The 17,438-nt window shown below is 43.1% G+C and carries 20 protein-coding genes; 6 read left to right on the plus strand and 14 right to left on the minus strand.

The annotated features are described in order from the left end of the window. The first annotated feature begins 3 nt into the window (after positions 1 to 3). Positions 4 to 594 carry a glycerol-3-phosphate 1-O-acyltransferase PlsY gene (gene plsY / locus CWC29_RS12990; protein WP_029215929.1) on the plus strand — a complete coding sequence of 197 codons (591 nt, stop codon included), beginning with the start codon at positions 4 to 6 and terminating at the stop codon, positions 592 to 594. On the opposite strand, the gene tsaD is transcribed toward plsY, so the two are convergent. From tsaD to CWC29_RS13005, 3 genes are read right to left on the minus strand one after another with little or no spacing between them, the layout of a single operon-like run. After that, a complete protein-coding gene (gene tsaD / locus CWC29_RS12995) occupies positions 591 to 1,604 on the minus strand; it encodes a tRNA (adenosine(37)-N6)-threonylcarbamoyltransferase complex transferase subunit TsaD (protein WP_010607631.1) in 1,014 nt (337 codons plus the stop codon). The two genes, plsY and tsaD, sit on opposite strands and share 4 nt — an antisense overlap. Before the next feature lie 49 nt (positions 1,605 to 1,653). Continuing rightward, on the minus strand, positions 1,654 to 2,247 hold the full coding sequence (locus CWC29_RS13000; protein WP_010374628.1) for a YjaG family protein: 594 nt from the start codon (positions 2,245 to 2,247) through the stop codon (positions 1,654 to 1,656). Beyond that, the gene (locus CWC29_RS13005) at positions 2,231 to 2,578 is read right to left on the minus strand and encodes a putative signal transducing protein (RefSeq protein ID WP_138524156.1); all 348 of its coding nucleotides are present in this window, start codon (positions 2,576 to 2,578) and stop codon (positions 2,231 to 2,233) included. The genes CWC29_RS13000 and CWC29_RS13005 overlap by 17 nt, the downstream gene beginning before the upstream one ends. A 109-nt stretch (positions 2,579 to 2,687) precedes the next feature. On the opposite strand from CWC29_RS13005, the gene CWC29_RS13010 reads away from it, so the two are divergent. From CWC29_RS13010 to CWC29_RS13020, 3 genes are all read left to right on the plus strand, one after another. Further along, complete coding sequence (locus tag CWC29_RS13010; protein ID WP_128726782.1) at positions 2,688 to 3,086, plus strand: DUF2721 domain-containing protein; 399 nt, start codon at positions 2,688 to 2,690, stop codon at positions 3,084 to 3,086. A gap of 59 nt (positions 3,087 to 3,145) precedes the next feature. Next, positions 3,146 to 4,669: a DUF3369 domain-containing protein gene (locus CWC29_RS13015; RefSeq protein WP_128726783.1), complete on the plus strand. Its 1,524-nt coding sequence runs from the start codon at positions 3,146 to 3,148 to the stop codon at positions 4,667 to 4,669. 108 nt (positions 4,670 to 4,777) lie between these two features. Further along, positions 4,778 to 5,680, plus strand: a complete 903-nt coding sequence (locus CWC29_RS13020) for a LysR family transcriptional regulator (protein WP_128726784.1) — start codon at positions 4,778 to 4,780, stop codon at positions 5,678 to 5,680. Positions 5,681 to 5,737: 57 nt separating this feature from the next. Here the strand turns inward: CWC29_RS13020 and ubiA are convergent, their stop codons facing one another. Both ubiA and CWC29_RS13030 read right to left on the minus strand, forming a co-directional pair. Further along, entirely contained in the window at positions 5,738 to 6,601 is an 864-nt protein-coding gene (ubiA, locus tag CWC29_RS13025; protein WP_138524154.1) for a 4-hydroxybenzoate octaprenyltransferase, read from the minus strand. Beyond that, positions 6,594 to 7,124, minus strand: a complete 531-nt coding sequence (locus tag CWC29_RS13030) for a chorismate--pyruvate lyase family protein (protein ID WP_138524152.1) — start codon at positions 7,122 to 7,124, stop codon at positions 6,594 to 6,596. The genes ubiA and CWC29_RS13030 overlap by 8 nt, the downstream gene beginning before the upstream one ends. Before the next feature lie 151 nt (positions 7,125 to 7,275). On the opposite strand from CWC29_RS13030, the gene CWC29_RS13035 reads away from it, so the two are divergent. Next, complete coding sequence (locus tag CWC29_RS13035; RefSeq protein WP_010607624.1) at positions 7,276 to 7,671, plus strand: flagellar basal body-associated protein FliL; 396 nt, start codon at positions 7,276 to 7,278, stop codon at positions 7,669 to 7,671. A 53-nt stretch (positions 7,672 to 7,724) separates the two neighbouring features. Here CWC29_RS13035 and glpG read toward each other — a convergent pair whose 3' ends face one another. The 6 genes from glpG to CWC29_RS13065 all read right to left on the minus strand — a co-directional run bounded on the left by glpG (position 7,725) and on the right by CWC29_RS13065 (position 13,064). Further along, positions 7,725 to 8,552 carry a rhomboid family intramembrane serine protease GlpG gene (glpG, locus tag CWC29_RS13040; protein ID WP_138524150.1) on the minus strand — a complete coding sequence of 276 codons (828 nt, stop codon included), beginning with the start codon at positions 8,550 to 8,552 and terminating at the stop codon, positions 7,725 to 7,727. After that, a complete protein-coding gene (gene glpE, locus CWC29_RS13045) occupies positions 8,549 to 8,866 on the minus strand; it encodes a thiosulfate sulfurtransferase GlpE (protein ID WP_128726788.1) in 318 nt (105 codons plus the stop codon). Before glpE ends, glpG begins: the two co-directional genes overlap by 4 nt. Before the next feature lie 102 nt (positions 8,867 to 8,968). Then, positions 8,969 to 9,994 carry an L-threonine 3-dehydrogenase gene (gene tdh, locus CWC29_RS13050; protein ID WP_128726789.1) on the minus strand — a complete coding sequence of 342 codons (1,026 nt, stop codon included), beginning with the start codon at positions 9,992 to 9,994 and terminating at the stop codon, positions 8,969 to 8,971. 44 nt (positions 9,995 to 10,038) lie between these two features. Further along, positions 10,039 to 11,235, minus strand: coding sequence for a glycine C-acetyltransferase (locus CWC29_RS13055; RefSeq protein WP_128726790.1), 1,197 nt, complete (start codon positions 11,233 to 11,235; stop codon positions 10,039 to 10,041). A 214-nt stretch (positions 11,236 to 11,449) separates the two neighbouring features. Beyond that, a complete protein-coding gene (gmhB, locus tag CWC29_RS13060) occupies positions 11,450 to 12,004 on the minus strand; it encodes a D-glycero-beta-D-manno-heptose 1,7-bisphosphate 7-phosphatase (RefSeq protein WP_138524148.1) in 555 nt (184 codons plus the stop codon). Further along, the gene (locus CWC29_RS13065) at positions 11,997 to 13,064 is read right to left on the minus strand and encodes a glycosyltransferase family 9 protein (protein WP_138524146.1); all 1,068 of its coding nucleotides are present in this window, start codon (positions 13,062 to 13,064) and stop codon (positions 11,997 to 11,999) included. Before CWC29_RS13065 ends, gmhB begins: the two co-directional genes overlap by 8 nt. A 107-nt stretch (positions 13,065 to 13,171) precedes the next feature. Here CWC29_RS13065 and CWC29_RS13070 point away from each other — a divergent pair, with 107 nt between their 5' ends. Further along, positions 13,172 to 13,885: a 3-deoxy-D-manno-octulosonic acid kinase gene (locus CWC29_RS13070; RefSeq protein ID WP_128726793.1), complete on the plus strand. Its 714-nt coding sequence runs from the start codon at positions 13,172 to 13,174 to the stop codon at positions 13,883 to 13,885. Here CWC29_RS13070 and hldE read toward each other — a convergent pair. From hldE to CWC29_RS13085, 3 genes are read right to left on the minus strand one after another with little or no spacing between them, the layout of a single operon-like run. Beyond that, complete coding sequence (gene hldE, locus CWC29_RS13075) at positions 13,882 to 15,330, minus strand: bifunctional D-glycero-beta-D-manno-heptose-7-phosphate kinase/D-glycero-beta-D-manno-heptose 1-phosphate adenylyltransferase HldE (RefSeq protein ID WP_128726794.1); 1,449 nt, start codon at positions 15,328 to 15,330, stop codon at positions 13,882 to 13,884. The two genes, CWC29_RS13070 and hldE, sit on opposite strands and share 4 nt — an antisense overlap. Beyond that, the gene (locus tag CWC29_RS13080) at positions 15,327 to 15,923 is read right to left on the minus strand and encodes an SIS domain-containing protein (protein ID WP_039491395.1); all 597 of its coding nucleotides are present in this window, start codon (positions 15,921 to 15,923) and stop codon (positions 15,327 to 15,329) included. The genes hldE and CWC29_RS13080 overlap by 4 nt, the downstream gene beginning before the upstream one ends. A gap of 40 nt (positions 15,924 to 15,963) precedes the next feature. After that, positions 15,964 to 17,409: a capsule assembly Wzi family protein gene (locus CWC29_RS13085; protein WP_128726795.1), complete on the minus strand. Its 1,446-nt coding sequence runs from the start codon at positions 17,407 to 17,409 to the stop codon at positions 15,964 to 15,966. Positions 17,410 to 17,438: the final 29 nt, after the last annotated feature.

The following is a 17,438-nucleotide window of genomic DNA, read 5'->3' on the forward strand; positions in this document are numbered from 1 at the left end:
ACAGTGTTAATCAGTTTAATGTGCGTATGTGCTTATTTATTGGGATCGATTTCCTCAGCGATTCTGGTGTGTCGGTTATTCAACCTACCAGATCCACGCTTTAATGGTTCTAATAATCCGGGCGCAACCAATGTATTAAGGTTGGGAGGAAAGATCCCAGCTGCGCTGGTGCTCGTCTTCGATATTCTAAAGGGAACCATCCCAGTGTGGGGAGCCTACTTTCTGAAAATAGAGCCTGTATGGCTAGGTGCAATAGCCGTAAGCGCATGCCTTGGTCACATTTATCCTATTTTCTTCCACTTTAACGGTGGTAAAGCAGTAGCAACAGCATTCGGCGCGCTATTACCCATCGGCTTGTCATTGGGTGGGTTATTGATCAGTACTTGGCTCGTGGTGCTAGCGCTAACACGCTATTCTTCACTCGCAGCGATTGTCGCAGTCGCAGCTGCTCCACTCTACACGTGGTGGATAAAACCGCTTTATACGGTGCCGGTAAGCTTTTTAACTGTGGTGATTATTATTCGTCATAGGGCAAATATTAAAAGGCTCTTAAGTGGTAAAGAGCCCAAGGTGGGGAAAAAGTCTAAAGACTAGACTTTTTCTAGACTATCCAGCGGCCAACGCGGTTTAGTCTTCATATCAAGTGGCGCATGCTGACCTGCTTTTAGGCGCTGCATTCCTGCATAAGCTATCATCGCCCCATTGTCTGTACAAAATTCAGTGCGCGGGTAATAAACTCGCCCTTTCATACCAAGCATCATGCGCTCAAGCTTTTGCCTAAGTTCAGTATTGGCGCTGACGCCACCTGCAATCACTAGGCTTTTAATGCCTGTTTCTTTCAGTGCCCGCTTGCATTTAATCGCTAGCGTTTCGACGACCGCAGTTTGAAAGGCATGGGCGATATCTGCTTTCGTTTGCTCGTCATCGCCTTCATTACGAATCGTGTTTGCCGCTGCGGTTTTTAATCCACTGAAACTAAAATCCAGACCTGGTCTGTCTGTCATCGGTTTTGGAAAAGTAAATCGCCCCGCTTGGCCCTGTGTCGCCATTTTCGCAAGCATTGGACCACCAGGATAATCAAGACCGAGTAGCTTGGCAGTTTTATCAAATGCTTCACCAGCGGCATCATCCACTGACTCACCAAGTACCTCATACTCACCGATACCTGAGACTTTGACCATCATGGTATGGCCACCAGAGACTAGCAGCGCAACGAATGGGAACTCTGGTTTATCGTCTTCAAGCATTGGGGCAAGCAAATGGCCTTCCATATGATGTACGGCAACGGCTGGGATCCCCCAACCAAACGCTAGCGAGCGACCAATTGAAGTGCCAACCAACAAAGCACCGACCAAGCCCGGCCCTGCGGTATAAGCAATGCCGTCAAGGTCTTCAGGACCACAACCCGCTTGCGCGAAAGCAGCTTCAATAAGGGGAATTGTTTTGCGTACATGATCACGAGAAGCAAGTTCAGGCACTACCCCACCATAATCGGCGTGTACTTTTACCTGAGAATATAATTGATGTGCCAACAGACCTTGCTCATCATCATAAATAGCAATACCCGTCTCATCACATGAGGATTCTATACCCAAAATACGCAAGTTACTTTCTCCAAACTCTTTACTGCAGCCGCTGATTATACGAAATCAACTACTCAAGTTCCAAACCAATATTTGTTTGGCCGTCAGCTAGTGCCAAGGCCTTTAGCGACTTCACCGATTCGCTGCTAATACGCCCCATATTTTCCACATGTTCGATAAGCTCAGCGAGGATTTCAATTTCATACTGCATCTGCGGGTGCTCACGCACTAACTCATTCGTAGGAGATATATCTTCCGCCATCAACATAAACTCGATGTATTTAGCTACCGTTGCCTGAGAAATTTTGGCAACACTTACAAACTCATGTTCATCTTTTGTCATCAGGCCTTGTAACATGCCTAACAGCGCAGTCGCTACGTCGATTGCGGGATAGGTACCAAACATATCAAACTCACTGAGCTCAGGTACATTTGGTTCTACCTTTTCAACCAGCTTCTCTAAGCTAATTTTGCTCTTTGGCAGTAATATTTTCTCCCAAATTAAATTCAGCGCATTTCTGAGTACTTGCTCGTCGCCAAAACCCGTTGCCTCACTAAATAGTGAATAATTTGGCAACATACGCTCAATAATAGCAGCGCCTAAGACTGCCTTTTGAAGATAATTTAACTCTCTAATTCTTTGAAAGTTATTTGCTTTGCTCATGCTTATTTCCACATTGCCAGCAATATTCAAACGCTGGTCCATTTAATTCTGCACAGTGGTTACATAGCCAATCCGACAGTTCGGCAGCACTGCGATGACGTGATTTGTTATAGTTTACCAATATTTCCTGAGCCTCGGGTAATTTTATTGCATAAACAAAGAGCTTGATAGCAGCTTGATCTGCTGGAATTTCACCAATTGCACCTGATAAATGCTCACCTTGTAAGCGAACCTGAATATTCGCTTGCTCTAGTTGCCCTTTGAGTAAATGCGCTTCAACAAAGCCACTGATAGCGCACAATTGCACCCAATGAAAAGACTGTTCACTCATTGCATTATCTTCACTATTGAATTCGCACTCAATGTGCTCATTTGTTTCTTGATAAAATCATTCATTGTCATCACACTTAAACATCAAGCTACTTCATTAAAATACAATTATGACTCTAACAACACCGGGCCTATTATTCCCAGCAATTTCTTTATTGCTACTCGCCTATACCAATCGTTTTTTGGTACTCGCACAATTGATCCGTGAATTAAACGCCCGAGAAGGCGACACCATAAGAACCTTGGTTAAAGCGCAAATCGAAAATTTAAGAAAACGAATTAGACTGATCAGACGAATGCAAGTATGGGGCGTAATCGCGTTTTTACTTTGCACATCTTCAATGTTTGCCTTATTTCTTGAAATATCCCTACTTGGCGTTACATTATTTGGTGCGAGCCTGTGTAGCTTGACCCTGTCATTGCTACTTTCTCTTTATGAAATCCACATTTCTTGCGATGCAATCGAACTAGAATTGCAAAATATCGAGAAAAAACCTCAACAAGATTAGCGGCCTTGTTACTGCCGACTATACTAACGTTGAGTCAGCATAAAAAAGAGGAGCGATCTGTGAGCGGATTTTTGTTCTCAGATGAAGTGCAAGAAAGCCCTACAAATAAAATGGCCGATACTTACTGGGATATTCTAGTTGTAGATGATGAAGAAGATATTCACCAAGTGACCAAATTGGTATTATCTGGCTTCAAATTTGAGAATAAAGCGCTGAGATTTCATCACGCCTACTCCGCACAGGAAGCAAAAGTCATCTTAGCTGCCGAGCAGAATATCTCTGTAGGTCTCATTGATGTCGTGATGGAAAGTAATCATGCAGGACTTGATTTGGTGCGATATATTCGCAATGAGTTAGCAAACTTTGATATTCGACTAGTCCTGCGCACAGGCCAGCCAGGTGAAGCCCCGGAAGAATCAGTCATTCGTGACTACGATATTAATGACTATAAAAACAAAACTGAGCTTACAGCCGTCAAACTCAAAACACTACTCTATTCCGCTTTACGCGCTCATCGGGATATTCAAACCATAGAAAAGCACAAAATGGGACTTGAACGCATTATTGATGCATCCTCTAATTTTTTGAAGTGTAGCAATATTCAGGATTTTGCATCAACTATATTATCCCATGTATCCGCTGTAATGGGATTATCTGACTCGGAAATATACTGTGCAGCAGCGGTAAATCACCAAGCCAACGAACCGACAAAGTTTAAACTACTTGCAGCCTCAGGAGCTGGCGTAGAGCCAAGTCACGTTACTTTGCCTGAAAACGTACAAAACCTGTTTATCGAAACACATAATAAAAAAGCATCGCTCAAAACCCGTAACGAATATATTGGTTACTTCCCGTCACGAGAAGGAAGTGAAACGATGCTTTATGTGAGTAAGGATAGCGATCTTCAGAGTATGGACTTTCAGCTACTTGAATTTTTTGCAAACAATATCGCACTAGCCTACGACAACTTAAAGTTGCGTGAAACCGTCAAAGACTCTCAAAAAGAGCTTTCTTACATTCTGGGAGAAGCCGTTGAAAAACGCTCAAAAGAAACGGGCTCCCATGTAAAACGAGTGGCACATTATAGTATGCTGCTGGCGCAGTTATATGGGCTTTCTAACTACCAAGCAGAGATCATTAAATTGGCCTCTCCACTTCATGATATTGGCAAAATCAGTATTCCAGATCAAATCCTAAATAAACCCGGAAAACTCACTGATGAAGAATGGATAATTATGCAGACCCATGCGCAGCAAGGGTTTGAAATCTTAAAAAATTCAACAAATGAAATTTTGCAATGTGGCGCATTAATCGCTCATCAACATCATGAAAAGTGGGATGGTTCAGGGTACCCTAACGGCTTAAAAGCAGAGCAAATAGACATTGTTGGTAGGATCACAGCACTGGCTGATGTCTTTGATGCACTAGGAAGCGAGCGCTGTTACAAGCCAGCTTGGCCACTGGATAAAGTGATTGAGTTGGTCAACAAAGAGAAAGGTAAACAATTTGAACCCAAATTAGTTGACCTTTTTCTAAAGAATCTGGAACAATTTATTGAGATACGTGACAGGTATCCTGACTAGCTTTGTAATCAGAATGTAAAAACTTCACTTTCTTTTTCCCACTTCGTGTATTATTATTGGGAAAAGACGTAATAAATGTGTTTTAGTTGAAATTAAAAGGAATTTCACATGAGATTTGAACAACTCGAGCAGTTCGTAGCATTAGGCAATCTTAGACATTTTAGACAAGCCGCAGAACAAACCCAGATCAGTACTTCAGCGCTTACTCGAAGCATCCAAACCCTTGAAGATGAAATTGGTTGTGAACTCGTTAAACGCTCTACGCGTTCAGTAAAACTCACTGAACAAGGTGAGCTTTTCTTAAAGTATTGCAAAACAACCTTATCTGAACTGGATTTAACCAAGAAAACCATCAAGCAAAGCTTATTTGGTCGTGATAATCAAAAGTTAATTATTGGTTACACGACTCAAGCTAGCAGCATCGTACCGGTTTCTTGCGGTCAATTTTTAGCTCAGTATCCGAATGTTAAGATTGAAATGCAGTTGCAAGATGAGTTGGAGCTTACTCGTAAGCTACAACTGGGTGAAATTGATATTAGCGTGTATCTGCAGAGCGCCAACAGCATAGTGAGTGATATTCACCTACCAGATCAATTAGTCTTGTTCGTTTCGAGAAACCACCCTCTCGCAAATCAAGATAGTATCCGAAAAGCTGAATTAACCCATTACCCAATGTATGGTTGTTTCTCACAGTCAAAACAAGTTCAAAATATGCTAAATGAAGCTGTTGATTCATTAAATAAATCAACAAACGTTAAGATTGGTAATATTGAGCAAGTAATTGATGGCTTGAAGAACAGCAATAGCTTTGCGATTGCGAGTATTGAACATTCAAAGACAATCGCACAAGACCCTAACCTAGTTTTCTTAAAAACCAATAAAGCATTGGACAGAGAGCAATTGATTGTACAAACCAACCACCAAATTGGTTCGAACGCACATATAAACCACTTGCTTGAGCTAATTGAAGATGCTGCATCTTCATCTAGCAAACAGACCGTAACTTATTAGTTGCTAAAAAAACGGGCAAATAATCTCAATTATTTGCCCGTTTTTTAATAACTTGCTTTAGAGCGGTAAAAACCCCAGAACAACGCCTGCAAAAATCACCAAGCCAACATAATTATTATTTAAAAAGGCCCAAAAACACCTGTCTCTATCTCTATTACGTATGGCATATTGTTGCCTAATAAGCAGTATAGAAGCGGCGAGTAAGGCGCCCCAAAAAGCGAGATTCAATTCAAACGTTACACCAACAGCCGCCATCATCGCGATAAATGTGATGTTGAGCAGCGCAATAATACAAAGATCCCATTTGCCGAATAAAATCGCTGTAGATTTCACCCCAATTTTCAAATCATCATCCCTATCCACCATGGCATACATAGTGTCATAAGCAACCGTCCAAATTAAATTAGCAAAAAACAGTACCCAAGCGAGCATAGGTACATTCTGATTTACTGCCATAAATGCCATGGGTATTGCCCAGCTAAAGGCAGCGCCAAGTACGATTTGCGGTAAATTTGTATAACGTTTCATGAAGGGATAGACAGAGGCCAATGCAAGTGCTCCAAACGATAATGCGATGGTCTGCCAGTTTAAAAAAAGCACCAGAATAAAAGCGATTGCAACCAAAATAGCAAATAAACCTAGCGCTTCTTTACTTGTCACAGCGCCCCTTGCAAGCGGCCTTGTCGCGGTCCGCCTCACCGCACCATCAACCTTACGATCAGCAAAATCATTAATAACACAGCCCGCACTACGCATTATAAATACACCCAACGCGAAGATAGCAATAAGCCAGATACTTGGAACACCTCCAGCTGCAAACCACAGTGACCAAAGCGTGGGCCATAATAGCAATAAAGTCCCGATTGGCTTATCTAATCGCATAAGTTGGCTGTAAGCCTGCCATTTCTGATTATTAATCATAAAAGCTTTCCGATATAAAGACTTCACAAACTAAAATTTTTGCTTTGCCATTTTTAAACCAGCTTCTTCTTGCAAATAAACTCTCAGGGATATTGCGAGTTGGTGTTATGAGCTCAATAAGCGCTGGATAGTCAGAAGTAGATAAGCGAAAGTATTCGAGTGCGCCGCGCTGCCAATTTAAATCAGTAAACAGTAATTCACCCAGCGGCGTTTCACCAATTGCATCCATACCAACAATACATGCTTCCTCATTAAGCCAACTTTGCCCAAATACAACCGCTTTACCGTTACAATTTAACGTAACCTCTCGACACCAAGCCTGTTCAGAAAGCTCTGTACGTAGCGCATCTGGGGCGCATCTGAACTCATTAGCAAGTACAGTCACAGAAAATCTTTCACAAGTTTCTTTTAGTCTTGCGGTCAGAGACTGGGTCTCTAATAAATAGGGAGAAAGTGCAGGCTCAATATCTACCAACTGCGTGTTCTTCAGCCATGAGCGCTCTAAAGGTAATAGCAAAGGCAACGTTCTATTTCCGTTTTAAAAATTCGCCGTCATCATAGCAGAGCCGAGGCTTTCTAAAAAGTTTATGTTTGTGCTGAAGCCAGCTGTAAAATCAACGCAATTATGTATAAACTAAGTAAAAAGTAATTTGCATTAGGATACCTGATAAAACATGAGACTGTTGGCTGTTGTACTCACTTTGTGCATTGCATTAACCGCGGCTTCCCCTGTAAAAGCGGATTCGACTATTGGGTATTTCGGGTTTGAGCCAGATATCATCACGAATTATATAGGCCAATCTAATAAAAAGCTTGGCTATGTCCGAGTCACTGTTGATCTAATGCTGAATGATGTCGCAAATATCGCTGTGGTTGAACACCATACACCTTTACTAAGAGATGCAATAGTACAGATCCTAAGTAAAGAAAACGAAGAAACCATTAAGTCATTAACTGGCCGAGAAGAAATCAGGAAGCGCTGTGCTGAAAAGCTAAAAACACTGTTAAAAGAAGAGACTGGGCAGGAAATTGTTCGAGATGTGCTTTTTACTAAATATTTATACCACTAAGCGAGCCAACTCTTACAAGAACTCGGAAGCGCTTGCTCCCGAGTTCGAAGTAACTAGCTATTCTCTTTGAATTGCCTGTTGATAGGCCAAAATACCGCAACCAACATACCTGATAGCAATCCAAACAAGTGCGCCCAGTTAGCCATGTTGATGAAAAACATATCCGTAAACCCAAACAACATCCAAAGCAGCATAAAACCAATTACAGGCTTAGAAACCAAAGCAGCTCCGGCAGGATTTCGATGACCAATTACCCAACAAAAACCCAGTAGTCCATAGACCACACCACTTAGCCCACCAAAATTAGCGTCAACGAATAGGAACTGCATAAAATTACTGGTTAAGCCCGTTACAAGGTAAATACAGACTAACGCCCAGAGCCCTAATTTTTCTGAGATTTGCGCCCCTAAATGAAGCCACCAGCTTAAATTAAAAATTAAATGTATGGCGCTAAAATGTATGAGTGTAGGCGCTATCCAAGTCCAAGGTTTATCTAGGGAAAAACGTAGCGCAGAAAAGATGCCATTAGCGTCGCCAAATAGCATGGCGACAAAAACAATAATACTGACACCAAAAACGCCCTGTAATAACCAGTTCAATCCCAAAAAGCGCTTTACTAAGTTTAAGTTTTGGCCTTGGTAGCTAAATAACCCTTGTGTACTTCCTGTTTGCCAAGAAGCCGCTTGGTATAATTCTGCGTCGGGTTGCTCCAAAAACGTTTGCCAAAGACGCATAGCAAGTGCTTCGTCACCGCGTTCTAGCCAAACTTCAACTTGTTGCCCATCGTGACTTTGCAAAACACAATAGATCCCTTGCGTCTTAAAATAATCGACCGCACCCTGTGCTAGTCGTGCATTGTGATAATGGGCTATTAACTTCACTTTTCAATCTCGTTAGGCAACTCACTTGCCCACTGCGTAAAACCACCATCCATGCTGTAAACATCTTCAAAGCCTTGCTCAACTAGGTAGTTCGCAGCGCCTTGTGAGGAAATACCATGATAACACACCACTACAATGGGCTGGTCAAATTCTTTCTCCTGCATAAAATGCGCAAGATTAGCATTAGATAAATGTTCAGCACCTGGAATATGCCCTTGTGCAAAAGTACTTTCATCACGGATGTCTGCTACCACTACATCATCATTGCCTAAAAGCGCTTGCGTATCTGCTACTGAAATATGTTTAAAAGACATGTGTTACCTATTTAATACTAAAACAAAAGACGGCTTAAGCCGTACCGACCTAGCCGCCTTTCTATTATAACTACTCATTCATGCACTAAGCAAAGTTGAGCATTAATCCCAATTCAGAATAACTTTACCTGATTGCCCTGAAATCATCGTATCAAAGCCAGTCTGGAAGTCATCAATATGGAACTGATGTGTAATGATTGGGTCAAGGTTTAAACCTGACTGGATCAAACTTGCCATTTTGTACCAAGTTTCAAACATTTCACGGCCGTAAATCCCCTTGATCACAAGACCCTTGAAGATCACTTGGTTCCAATCCACCGCCATGTCAGAAGGAGGAATACCCAGCATTGCAATCTTACCACCATGGTTCATGCTGTTTAACATGCCCTTAAATGCAGAAGGAACACCTGACATTTCAAGTCCAACATCGAACCCTTCTGTCATGCCAAGGTCTTTCATAACCGTTTCGAGGCTTTCGTTGGCAACATTTACTGCTCGCGTAGCACCCATTTTAGTGGCAAGTTCAAGTCGATATTCATTTACATCTGTGATCACCACATGACGCGCACCGACGTGTTTAGCCACTGCTGCAGCCATAATACCAATTGGGCCCGCACCGGTAATTAGTACGTCTTCACCAACTAAGTCAAATGACAATGCAGTGTGCACTGCATTACCGAATGGGTCGAAGATAGAAGCGAGTTCATCAGAAATGTTGTCGGGGATCTTAAACGCATTATAAGCAGGAATAACTAGGTATTCTGCAAATGAACCTTCGCGGTTAACGCCTACCCCAATGGTGTTACGACATAGGTGAACACGACCAGCACGACAATTACGACAGTGACCACATGTGATATGACCTTCACCAGATACTCGGTCACCAATGCTAAAACCACGTACCTCTTGGCCCATATCGACCACTTCACCTACGTATTCGTGCCCCACAACCATTGGAGTTGGGATTGTGTTTTGTGCCCACTCATCCCATTTGTAGATGTGTACGTCAGTACCACAAATTGCTGTTTTACGGATTTTGATCAATAGATCGTTGTGCCCTACCTCCGGTTTTGGCACATCCGCCATCCAAATTCCTTCTTCAGCTTTCAACTTGGATAATGCTTTCATAGTATTCGCTCGTTAGCTGCACCGGCTTAATGCCGGTGGCAAAATTAAATGACGCCTAGGTCTTTACCAATACGGGTAAAGGCTTCGATTGCTTTGTCTAGCTGCTCAGTCGTATGCGCAGCTGAAATTTGTGTTCTGATCCTAGCTTGGCCTTTTGGCACGACAGGATAAGAGAAACCGATCACATAGATCCCTTCAGCTAACAGTCTGTCAGCCATTTCTGAGGCCACTTTGGCATCGCCTAACATAACCGGAATAATCGCGTGATCTTTACCCGCACAAGTAAAGCCAACAGCTTCCATCTTAGTACGGAAGTAAGCTGCGTTATCCCATAGTTTAGCACGTAGGGCATCACCTTCTTTCATCATGTCTAGTACTTTGATTGAAGCTGTAACAATTGAAGGCGCTAGCGAGTTTGAGAATAAATAAGGACGTGAACGTTGACGTAACCACTCTACGATCTCTTTCTTACCAGAGGTATAACCGCCCGATGCACCGCCAAGTGCTTTACCAAGCGTTCCTGTAATAATATCCACTCGGTCTAATACACCACAGTATTCCGGTGTTCCGCGGCCATTTTCACCAACAAAGCCCACCGCGTGTGAATCATCAACCATCACTAATGCGTCATACTTGTCCGCTAAGTCACAAACCGCTTTTAAGTTACAAATAACGCCATCCATTGAAAATACGCCATCGGTCGCGATAAGCTTGGTTTTCACACCAGCTTCATCAGCAGCAATTAACTGCCGCTCAAGATCAGCCATATCGTTGTTAGCGTAGCGGAAACGCTTAGCTTTACATAAACGCACACCATCAATGATAGAAGCGTGATTTAATGAGTCCGAGATAATCGCATCTTCAGGGCCTAAGATAGTTTCGAATAAACCAGCATTGGCATCAAAGCATGAAGAGTAAAGGATAGTATCTTCTGTTTCTAGAAACTCACTGATCTTTGCTTCAAGCGTTTTGTGAATATCTTGCGTACCACAGATAAAACGCACCGATGCAACACCAAAACCATGATCATCAAGGCCACCTTGCGCCGCTTTAATTAGCTCTGGATGATTCGCCAAACCTAGATAGTTATTAGCACAGAAGTTAATTACACTTTCGCCAGTCGATACTGCAATTTCAGCTTGCTGCTGAGAAGTGATAATACGCTCTTTTTTATATAATCCTTCAGCTTTTACTTCTTCAATTTGTTGCTGAAGCTGGCTGTAGAAGGCCGATGCTCTCATCTGGGAGTCTCCATTTTTTGCACGGTGATAGTAAGCTACGCATCGCCATAGGCGGATGTCATTCTCACTATCAGAAGTTAACGCCTAAGCTTATTAGCTCAAGTTAATTGGAACGTACCAATTCAATCATACCTAGTACGTAAAAAGATATCTTTATTTTAAAAGGTTCACACAATAAATGCACGATTTGCGACAACTGGCAGCAAACTTTATTTTACTCAGACAAACATAGTGCGGCTGGTACCTCCGCCAACGAAGCACATACTTTATCCGCGAGCTGTTGTTGCTCTTGACTAAAACTCTGCCCAGACTCAACTAAAATGGCTGTTTTTACGCCAGCAGCACGGGCAGCCTTGATGTCTGAGACTTTATCACCAATCATAATACTTTGCTTGGGATCCAAGTCATGCTCGGCTATCGCTTGTTGCAGCATTCCGGGTTCTGGTTTGCGACAGTCACACTCTACTTTATATCGGCCTTGTGCCTTTTCAGGGTGGTGAGGGCAAAAATAAACACCAGCGATGTCAACACCATGTGCCTTAAACTGCGCGCACATCCACTCGCTTAAGGCGTGAAATTGTGCTTCATCATAATAACCTCGACCAATGCCCGACTGATTCGTCACGACCACAATTTTATAACCGGCTTTGCTAAATGCTTGGCAGGCACTAAATACCCCGTCAATAAACTCAAAATCCGCGATTTTATGAACATAGGCGTGATCTTTATTAACAACGCCATCTCTGTCTAAAAATACAGCCTTATGCATTAGTCACAATCCCCTGTTCTTTTATTACCCGCTCAAACATCGTAATTACAGCATCAACGGAAATTTGAGACATGAGTTCGCTACCTTTTACCCGTGTTCCCCAGGGTAATTGGTCTGCGGTTTTGCCCTTTTGCGCAATGAGGTTTTGATGATAAACCTCAACCACATAGTCTTGATACAGGTATGGCCCTGTGCGAGTTGGATTGGAGTGAGCATACAAACCAATCACCGGCGTTCCGACTGTCACTGCCATATGAGCAGGTCCGGTATCAGGTGCTAGCACCAATTCGGCTTGCTCCAACACACAAAGTAGGGTTTTCAAGTCAGTTTTTCCCACTAAGTTTAATAACTCAGCTTGGCTGTGTTGTTGAATTTCGGCTGCTAAATTTTGCTCAAGCTCCGTTGGACCACCCGTTATCACCACCTGAAACCCTAATGCAGCAGCATGATCTGCAACCCTAGCATACCGCTCAGGAAGCCAATTGCGCTCAGCTTTACTTGCCGCGGGGGATATTACAAACACCTTACCTTCAGGTAATAGCGATTTTGCCACAGCTCGATGAGCTGCCGTCACTGGCATCTGCCATGTCGGCTCACCGCACTCAGCCCCAATTGCACGAGCAAAGTTTTGGAAACCTTCGAGCACATGTGGCGACTGTTGAGGTGCGATCCGCTTATTAATAAACAAGCTGTGTAACTCTTTTGAGCGTCCTTTATCAAAGCCTATTTTTTGCTTTGCAGGAATAACTCGTGCAACAAGATTGGCTCTTAACGCAACCTGCATATGTAGTAATACGTCAAACTTTTGCCCTTTGAACTTTGCCTTTAACGCCTTGAGCGCGGCTTTACCCTGTTTTTTGTCAAATACGACGAGCTCAACACCGGGTAAGTCAGCCAATAACATAGCTTCTACTTTTCCTATCACCCACGTAATTTTCGCTTGCGGATGTGCACGTTGGATCGCCTGTACAGCACTCACGGCATGGCACACGTCGCCAATCGCAGAAAGTCGCAAAATACAAATAGAGGTCAAGGATTTGCTCAAAACAATAGTTCTCATGGAAAGTAACAAGCGCTTGATCTTAAATTAATCAAACAAGTTTGCAAGTTTCACTGAGGGTGAAAAATCGTTAGAATGTCACAATTGACTCTTAAGAATCCTATATTGTGCAAATCACCAAACAGCCGCATAGCTATTTACTAACGCCTTCAGCCCTAGATTATGATATTTCAGAAGAAATGTTTAACCCTGAATATTGGCAGAAAAATAATGCGATTGTCGGCTCGAAAGAAGGCCGAGCAACGGCGTGGTTCGTACGGTTTAATCAAGGCATAGCGGTACTCAAACACTATTATCGCGGTGGCTTAATCGGCAAGCTGTTGAGTGATCAGTATATTTTCACCAAACTAGAAAATACTCGCGTATATCAAGAGTTTGCTTTGCTAGAGCAATTACAGCTAATGGGTTTACCAGTTCCAACACCACTTGGCGCAAGAATTTCGCTTCATTTTGGTATTTATCGTGCAGATATTTTGACCGAAGCGGTGCCTGAAGCCACCAGTGTTTGCGAAGTTTTGCAAGCAAGAGCGCTTAGTGCAAATGAACTGGAAAGTATCGGCCACACCATTGCTCAGTTTCATCGAGCCGGAGCCTATCATGATGATTTGAACATCAACAATATTTTGTTTGATGCCAACGGCAAAGTATTTCTAATTGATTTTGATAAGGGCAAAATCATGCAGCCAAACTCAAGTTGGCAGCACGCAAACATGGAGCGTTTGCAACGTTCATTTAAAAAAGAGGCCGGCAAATGGCCGACCTTTTATTTTGATGAAAATCAGTGGCAAGTATTAATGCAAGCCTATCGCAGCGCACGTTAGCTTTTTTGTAACTGTGCCTTTTTAATCACATTGGAAGTCGAGCAGCCATCCAAAAATGCTAACACCTCGACTTTTCCACCTTGATTAAGCACATGCTCTGCGCCAGCAATATCTTCCACTTTATAGTCACCACCTTTGACCAAAATGTCAGGGCTGACCATTTCTATCAACTTAGCTGGTGTGTCATTTTCTTCAACACTGCCAAACGGAATAACCCAATCCACAGAAGCGAGTGCGGATAACACCATAGCTCGCTCTTTCAATGGATTGATTGGGCGTTCAGGTCCTTTAAGACGCGAGATCGATTCATCATTATTTAACCCAACAACGAGCCTGTCGCCCATCGCTTTAGCTTGCGCTAAATAACGCACATGGCCTGCATGGAGAATATCAAAGCAGCCGTTGGTAAACACAATGGTTTCGCCGTTTTGCTTGGCAAAAGTAATATGCTTAAGCACTTCTTCAAACGGTGTTTGGTAGTGCTCGCCCGTTTCTCTAAGATATTGACCCAGTTTGCGACTCAACTCTTCCGGTGACACCGTTGCAGCACCTAACTTACTCACGGCAATGCCTGCGGCAATATTTGCAACTTCCACCGCGTCTTTAGCTGACATTCCTGCGCCTAACATCGTCGTCAGCGTGGCGATCACGGTATCGCCAGCTCCCGTAACATCACTTACTTCCTGTACTTGAGCTGGGAAATCAAACTTTTCAGTATTGGTTATCAAAGACATGCCTTGCTCGGAGCGCGTCAGCAACATAGCGCCGATCCCCGATGTTTTCAGCAGTTCACGCGCACTAGAGGTGAGTGCCTCCTCGCTGCTTATATCTCCACCAGCAAGTTTAAATTCGTTTAAGTTAGGCGTGATAAAATCAGCACCTTGATAGAGGCTCAAGTCACTATTTTTAGGGTCAATAAGTACCGTTTTACCGGCACCTTTAGCCACCGCAATCATGTCTGAAATGGCGCACAAAGCGCCTTTGTTGTAGTCGCTAAACAACACAAAGTCATACTTATCAACTTCTTGTTTCAGACGCTCAAGCAGGAGTTGACTGTGAGATAACTGAAAGGGCTCTTCTAAATCGAGTCGGACTACTTGCTGATGACGGCTGATCACACGCATTTTTGCGATAGTCGGCAGCTCAACGACGTTAACTAGGCTAGATTCAATGTTTTCTTTGGTAAGGATAGCCTCAAGCGTTTTGCCATTATCATCTTCGCCGATAAGCCCAAGCAAACCCACTTTACCATCTAGGTGAGCGATGTTTTTGGCAACGTTCGCCGCACCACCAGCTTTGTCTTCCAATGCGCTGACTTTCACCACAGGCACTGGAGCCTCAGGAGAAATGCGCCCGGTATCTCCATGCCAATATCTATCCAACATCACATCGCCAACCACCAATACCTTGGCTTGATTTAGCTGTTGAAGCGCCGTTAACTTCATGCCTTTTGCTCCGCCGCAACCAGCATATCGACCGCTTCGCATAGCCAGTGACCAATAAACATATGCGCTTCTTGAATACGCGCTGTCTCGTCGTTTGCGATAATAATCGGTAATTTAGCAATATCCTTCACTTTGCCACCAGTTCTACCAGTCAGTGCCACGGTAAACGCGCCAATTTCATTTGCGGCTTGAAGCGCCAAATTGATATTAGGGCTCGTACCTGATGTGGTTAACCCAATCACCATATCTTCCGGTTTACAAAGTGCCTGAACCTGACGCTCAAATACGGAGTCAAAGTGATAGTCATTGCTGTGCGCAGTCAAAATTGAAGTGTCGGTAGTTAATGCAATCGAAGCCAAAGGACCACGCTCTAATTTGTAACGCACCACAAATTCTGCAGCTAGGTGCTGCGCATCTGCCGCGCTGCCACCATTACCAAACCAAATGACCTTACCACCGGCTGCTAACGTGCTTTGGCATGCTTCAAGTAGCTCGACACATTCTTGGTGATAGTTTGCCATTGTTTCAAAAACATCAACATGGCGCTGTAAGCTTGCGAAGTAGCTTTGTGCTACTTGTTCATTCAATGACATATTTGTTCCTAAACTATTCTATGCTTGTCCCGCGTGATACTTACCAGTATACATGGACTGATAACCAAGTGTAATTCTCACCGAAGACATCTTTACCCAAGGTTAATTTCGTTTCGACTTGCTTGCTATAGGCTTCACCAATATGCGCCAACTCAAACTCGTAGCCTCGTTCATACTCAGCACCAAGCTCACCAAGTTCATTCAAATAATTACTTTCATTATCGATAATTGAAAGCTTAGCTCTCCATAATGAACGATAATCTGATTGGTAAGTACCTTCTAAAACGTGAATTTGCGTCGGTGCACCATCATCGAACTGGCGATGGTTTGCAGCAAAATGCCCAACGCCAAATCCGTCGATCGTATTGCCATAAGTATCGTAAATTTCGTTTACATACCATAAGCTTTCCATATCAGTAAACTCATAGCGTAATGAAGTCGTTGAAGTCATTTGAGGGAGAAAAACGCCAACATTGACAACCGTATTACCAAACAAATAGTTTTTATGGTTATTGCTATCCTCACCACCGTATTCTAAATACCATTGTGCTTGAGTGCCGTAATTTGTGGTAAAGCTGGTCGTGATAGTTGCCCATTGATCGCCCAGTTCATCATCTTGAGTGAGATCACCTATCTTATTATCGTTTCCAACAGGGTCAAAATATGCCTTAACAAAGTCCTTAAAATCTACTTTTCTAGGCCCGCCTCCGAATTGCATGACTCTGTTTAGACCGATTTTCCATCCAGCTAATGGCTCTATACTAAAGTGACTACCCGCTATTTTAGGTGTTCCATCGTGAAGCGTGCCTTGAAAACGAATCCCGTCATGGACTTTCTCAAGTTCAGAATAAAACAACTCAAAATCGAAGTTCCACCAATTTCGAATAGGCACAACTAAACCCAAAGAAGCTGATAATGAAGGTCTAGCGTTATTAGAATATACCTGAGCCGAATGCTTAAATGGTGAAAACCAATGTTCTTTATATCCTAAATTAAGCTGCAAATTACCGTAGGACATGCCATAAAAAGTATTGTATGGAACAAGTTTGTTTGCATCTACTCGATACTCAGCACCAATTTGTAGAATACTCGAGTCGCCTCCTCGCCAAACACCACCGAGCCCCAGTTCAGCATACTCACCGCTGTAATTACCTCTGTCGTTGGCAATTTGTTTTTCCTCACCACTATCAACACGTAGTGTTATCGACCTTTGCGTCAACGCATCATCCTGCAAATAAGGTGCAATTCCCTGACTAATACTCTGCTGTAATGTGGCGTCAATATGCCTAAGCTTCATCAAATGCATCTTGATTTCACTGATACGGTAAGGCTTTGCCATAGGCGTACCAACGGTCAACGCAAACATTTTATCGATTTGATATTCCAACAGCGGATCTTGCCCAATGGGTAAATAGGCTGTTGGGCTCGCAAAAGCGAGATTCGAAGCTAATAAACTACAGCAAGCGAGTACTCGAGCTAAATTCATTTTGTTATTCCATTACTTTTAATGCGCTA

The organism is Pseudoalteromonas galatheae, assembly GCF_005886105.2.
Taxonomy (GTDB): Bacteria; Pseudomonadota; Gammaproteobacteria; order Enterobacterales; family Alteromonadaceae; genus Pseudoalteromonas; species Pseudoalteromonas galatheae.

Coding starts and splice junctions, on each gene's coding strand:
- CWC29_RS13000 (WP_010374628.1), bottom strand. CDS start 2,247: ATGAGCAAAGCAAATAACTTTCAAAGAATTAGAGAGTTAAATTATCTT.
- CWC29_RS13005 (WP_138524156.1), bottom strand. CDS start 2,578: ATGAGTGAACAGTCTTTTCATTGGGTGCAATTGTGCGCTATCAGTGGC.
- CWC29_RS13010 (WP_128726782.1), top strand. CDS start 2,688: ATGACTCTAACAACACCGGGCCTATTATTCCCAGCAATTTCTTTATTG.
- CWC29_RS13020 (WP_128726784.1), top strand. CDS start 4,778: ATGAGATTTGAACAACTCGAGCAGTTCGTAGCATTAGGCAATCTTAGA.
- ubiA (WP_138524154.1), bottom strand. CDS start 6,601: ATGATTAATAATCAGAAATGGCAGGCTTACAGCCAACTTATGCGATTA.
- CWC29_RS13035 (WP_010607624.1), top strand. CDS start 7,276: ATGAGACTGTTGGCTGTTGTACTCACTTTGTGCATTGCATTAACCGCG.
- glpE (WP_128726788.1), bottom strand. CDS start 8,866: ATGTCTTTTAAACATATTTCAGTAGCAGATACGCAAGCGCTTTTAGGC.
- tdh (WP_128726789.1), bottom strand. CDS start 9,994: ATGAAAGCATTATCCAAGTTGAAAGCTGAAGAAGGAATTTGGATGGCG.
- CWC29_RS13055 (WP_128726790.1), bottom strand. CDS start 11,235: ATGAGAGCATCGGCCTTCTACAGCCAGCTTCAGCAACAAATTGAAGAA.
- gmhB (WP_138524148.1), bottom strand. CDS start 12,004: ATGCATAAGGCTGTATTTTTAGACAGAGATGGCGTTGTTAATAAAGAT.
- CWC29_RS13065 (WP_138524146.1), bottom strand. CDS start 13,064: ATGAGAACTATTGTTTTGAGCAAATCCTTGACCTCTATTTGTATTTTG.
- hldE (WP_128726794.1), bottom strand. CDS start 15,330: ATGAAGTTAACGGCGCTTCAACAGCTAAATCAAGCCAAGGTATTGGTG.
- CWC29_RS13080 (WP_039491395.1), bottom strand. CDS start 15,923: ATGTCATTGAATGAACAAGTAGCACAAAGCTACTTCGCAAGCTTACAG.
- CWC29_RS13085 (WP_128726795.1), bottom strand. CDS start 17,409: ATGAATTTAGCTCGAGTACTCGCTTGCTGTAGTTTATTAGCTTCGAAT.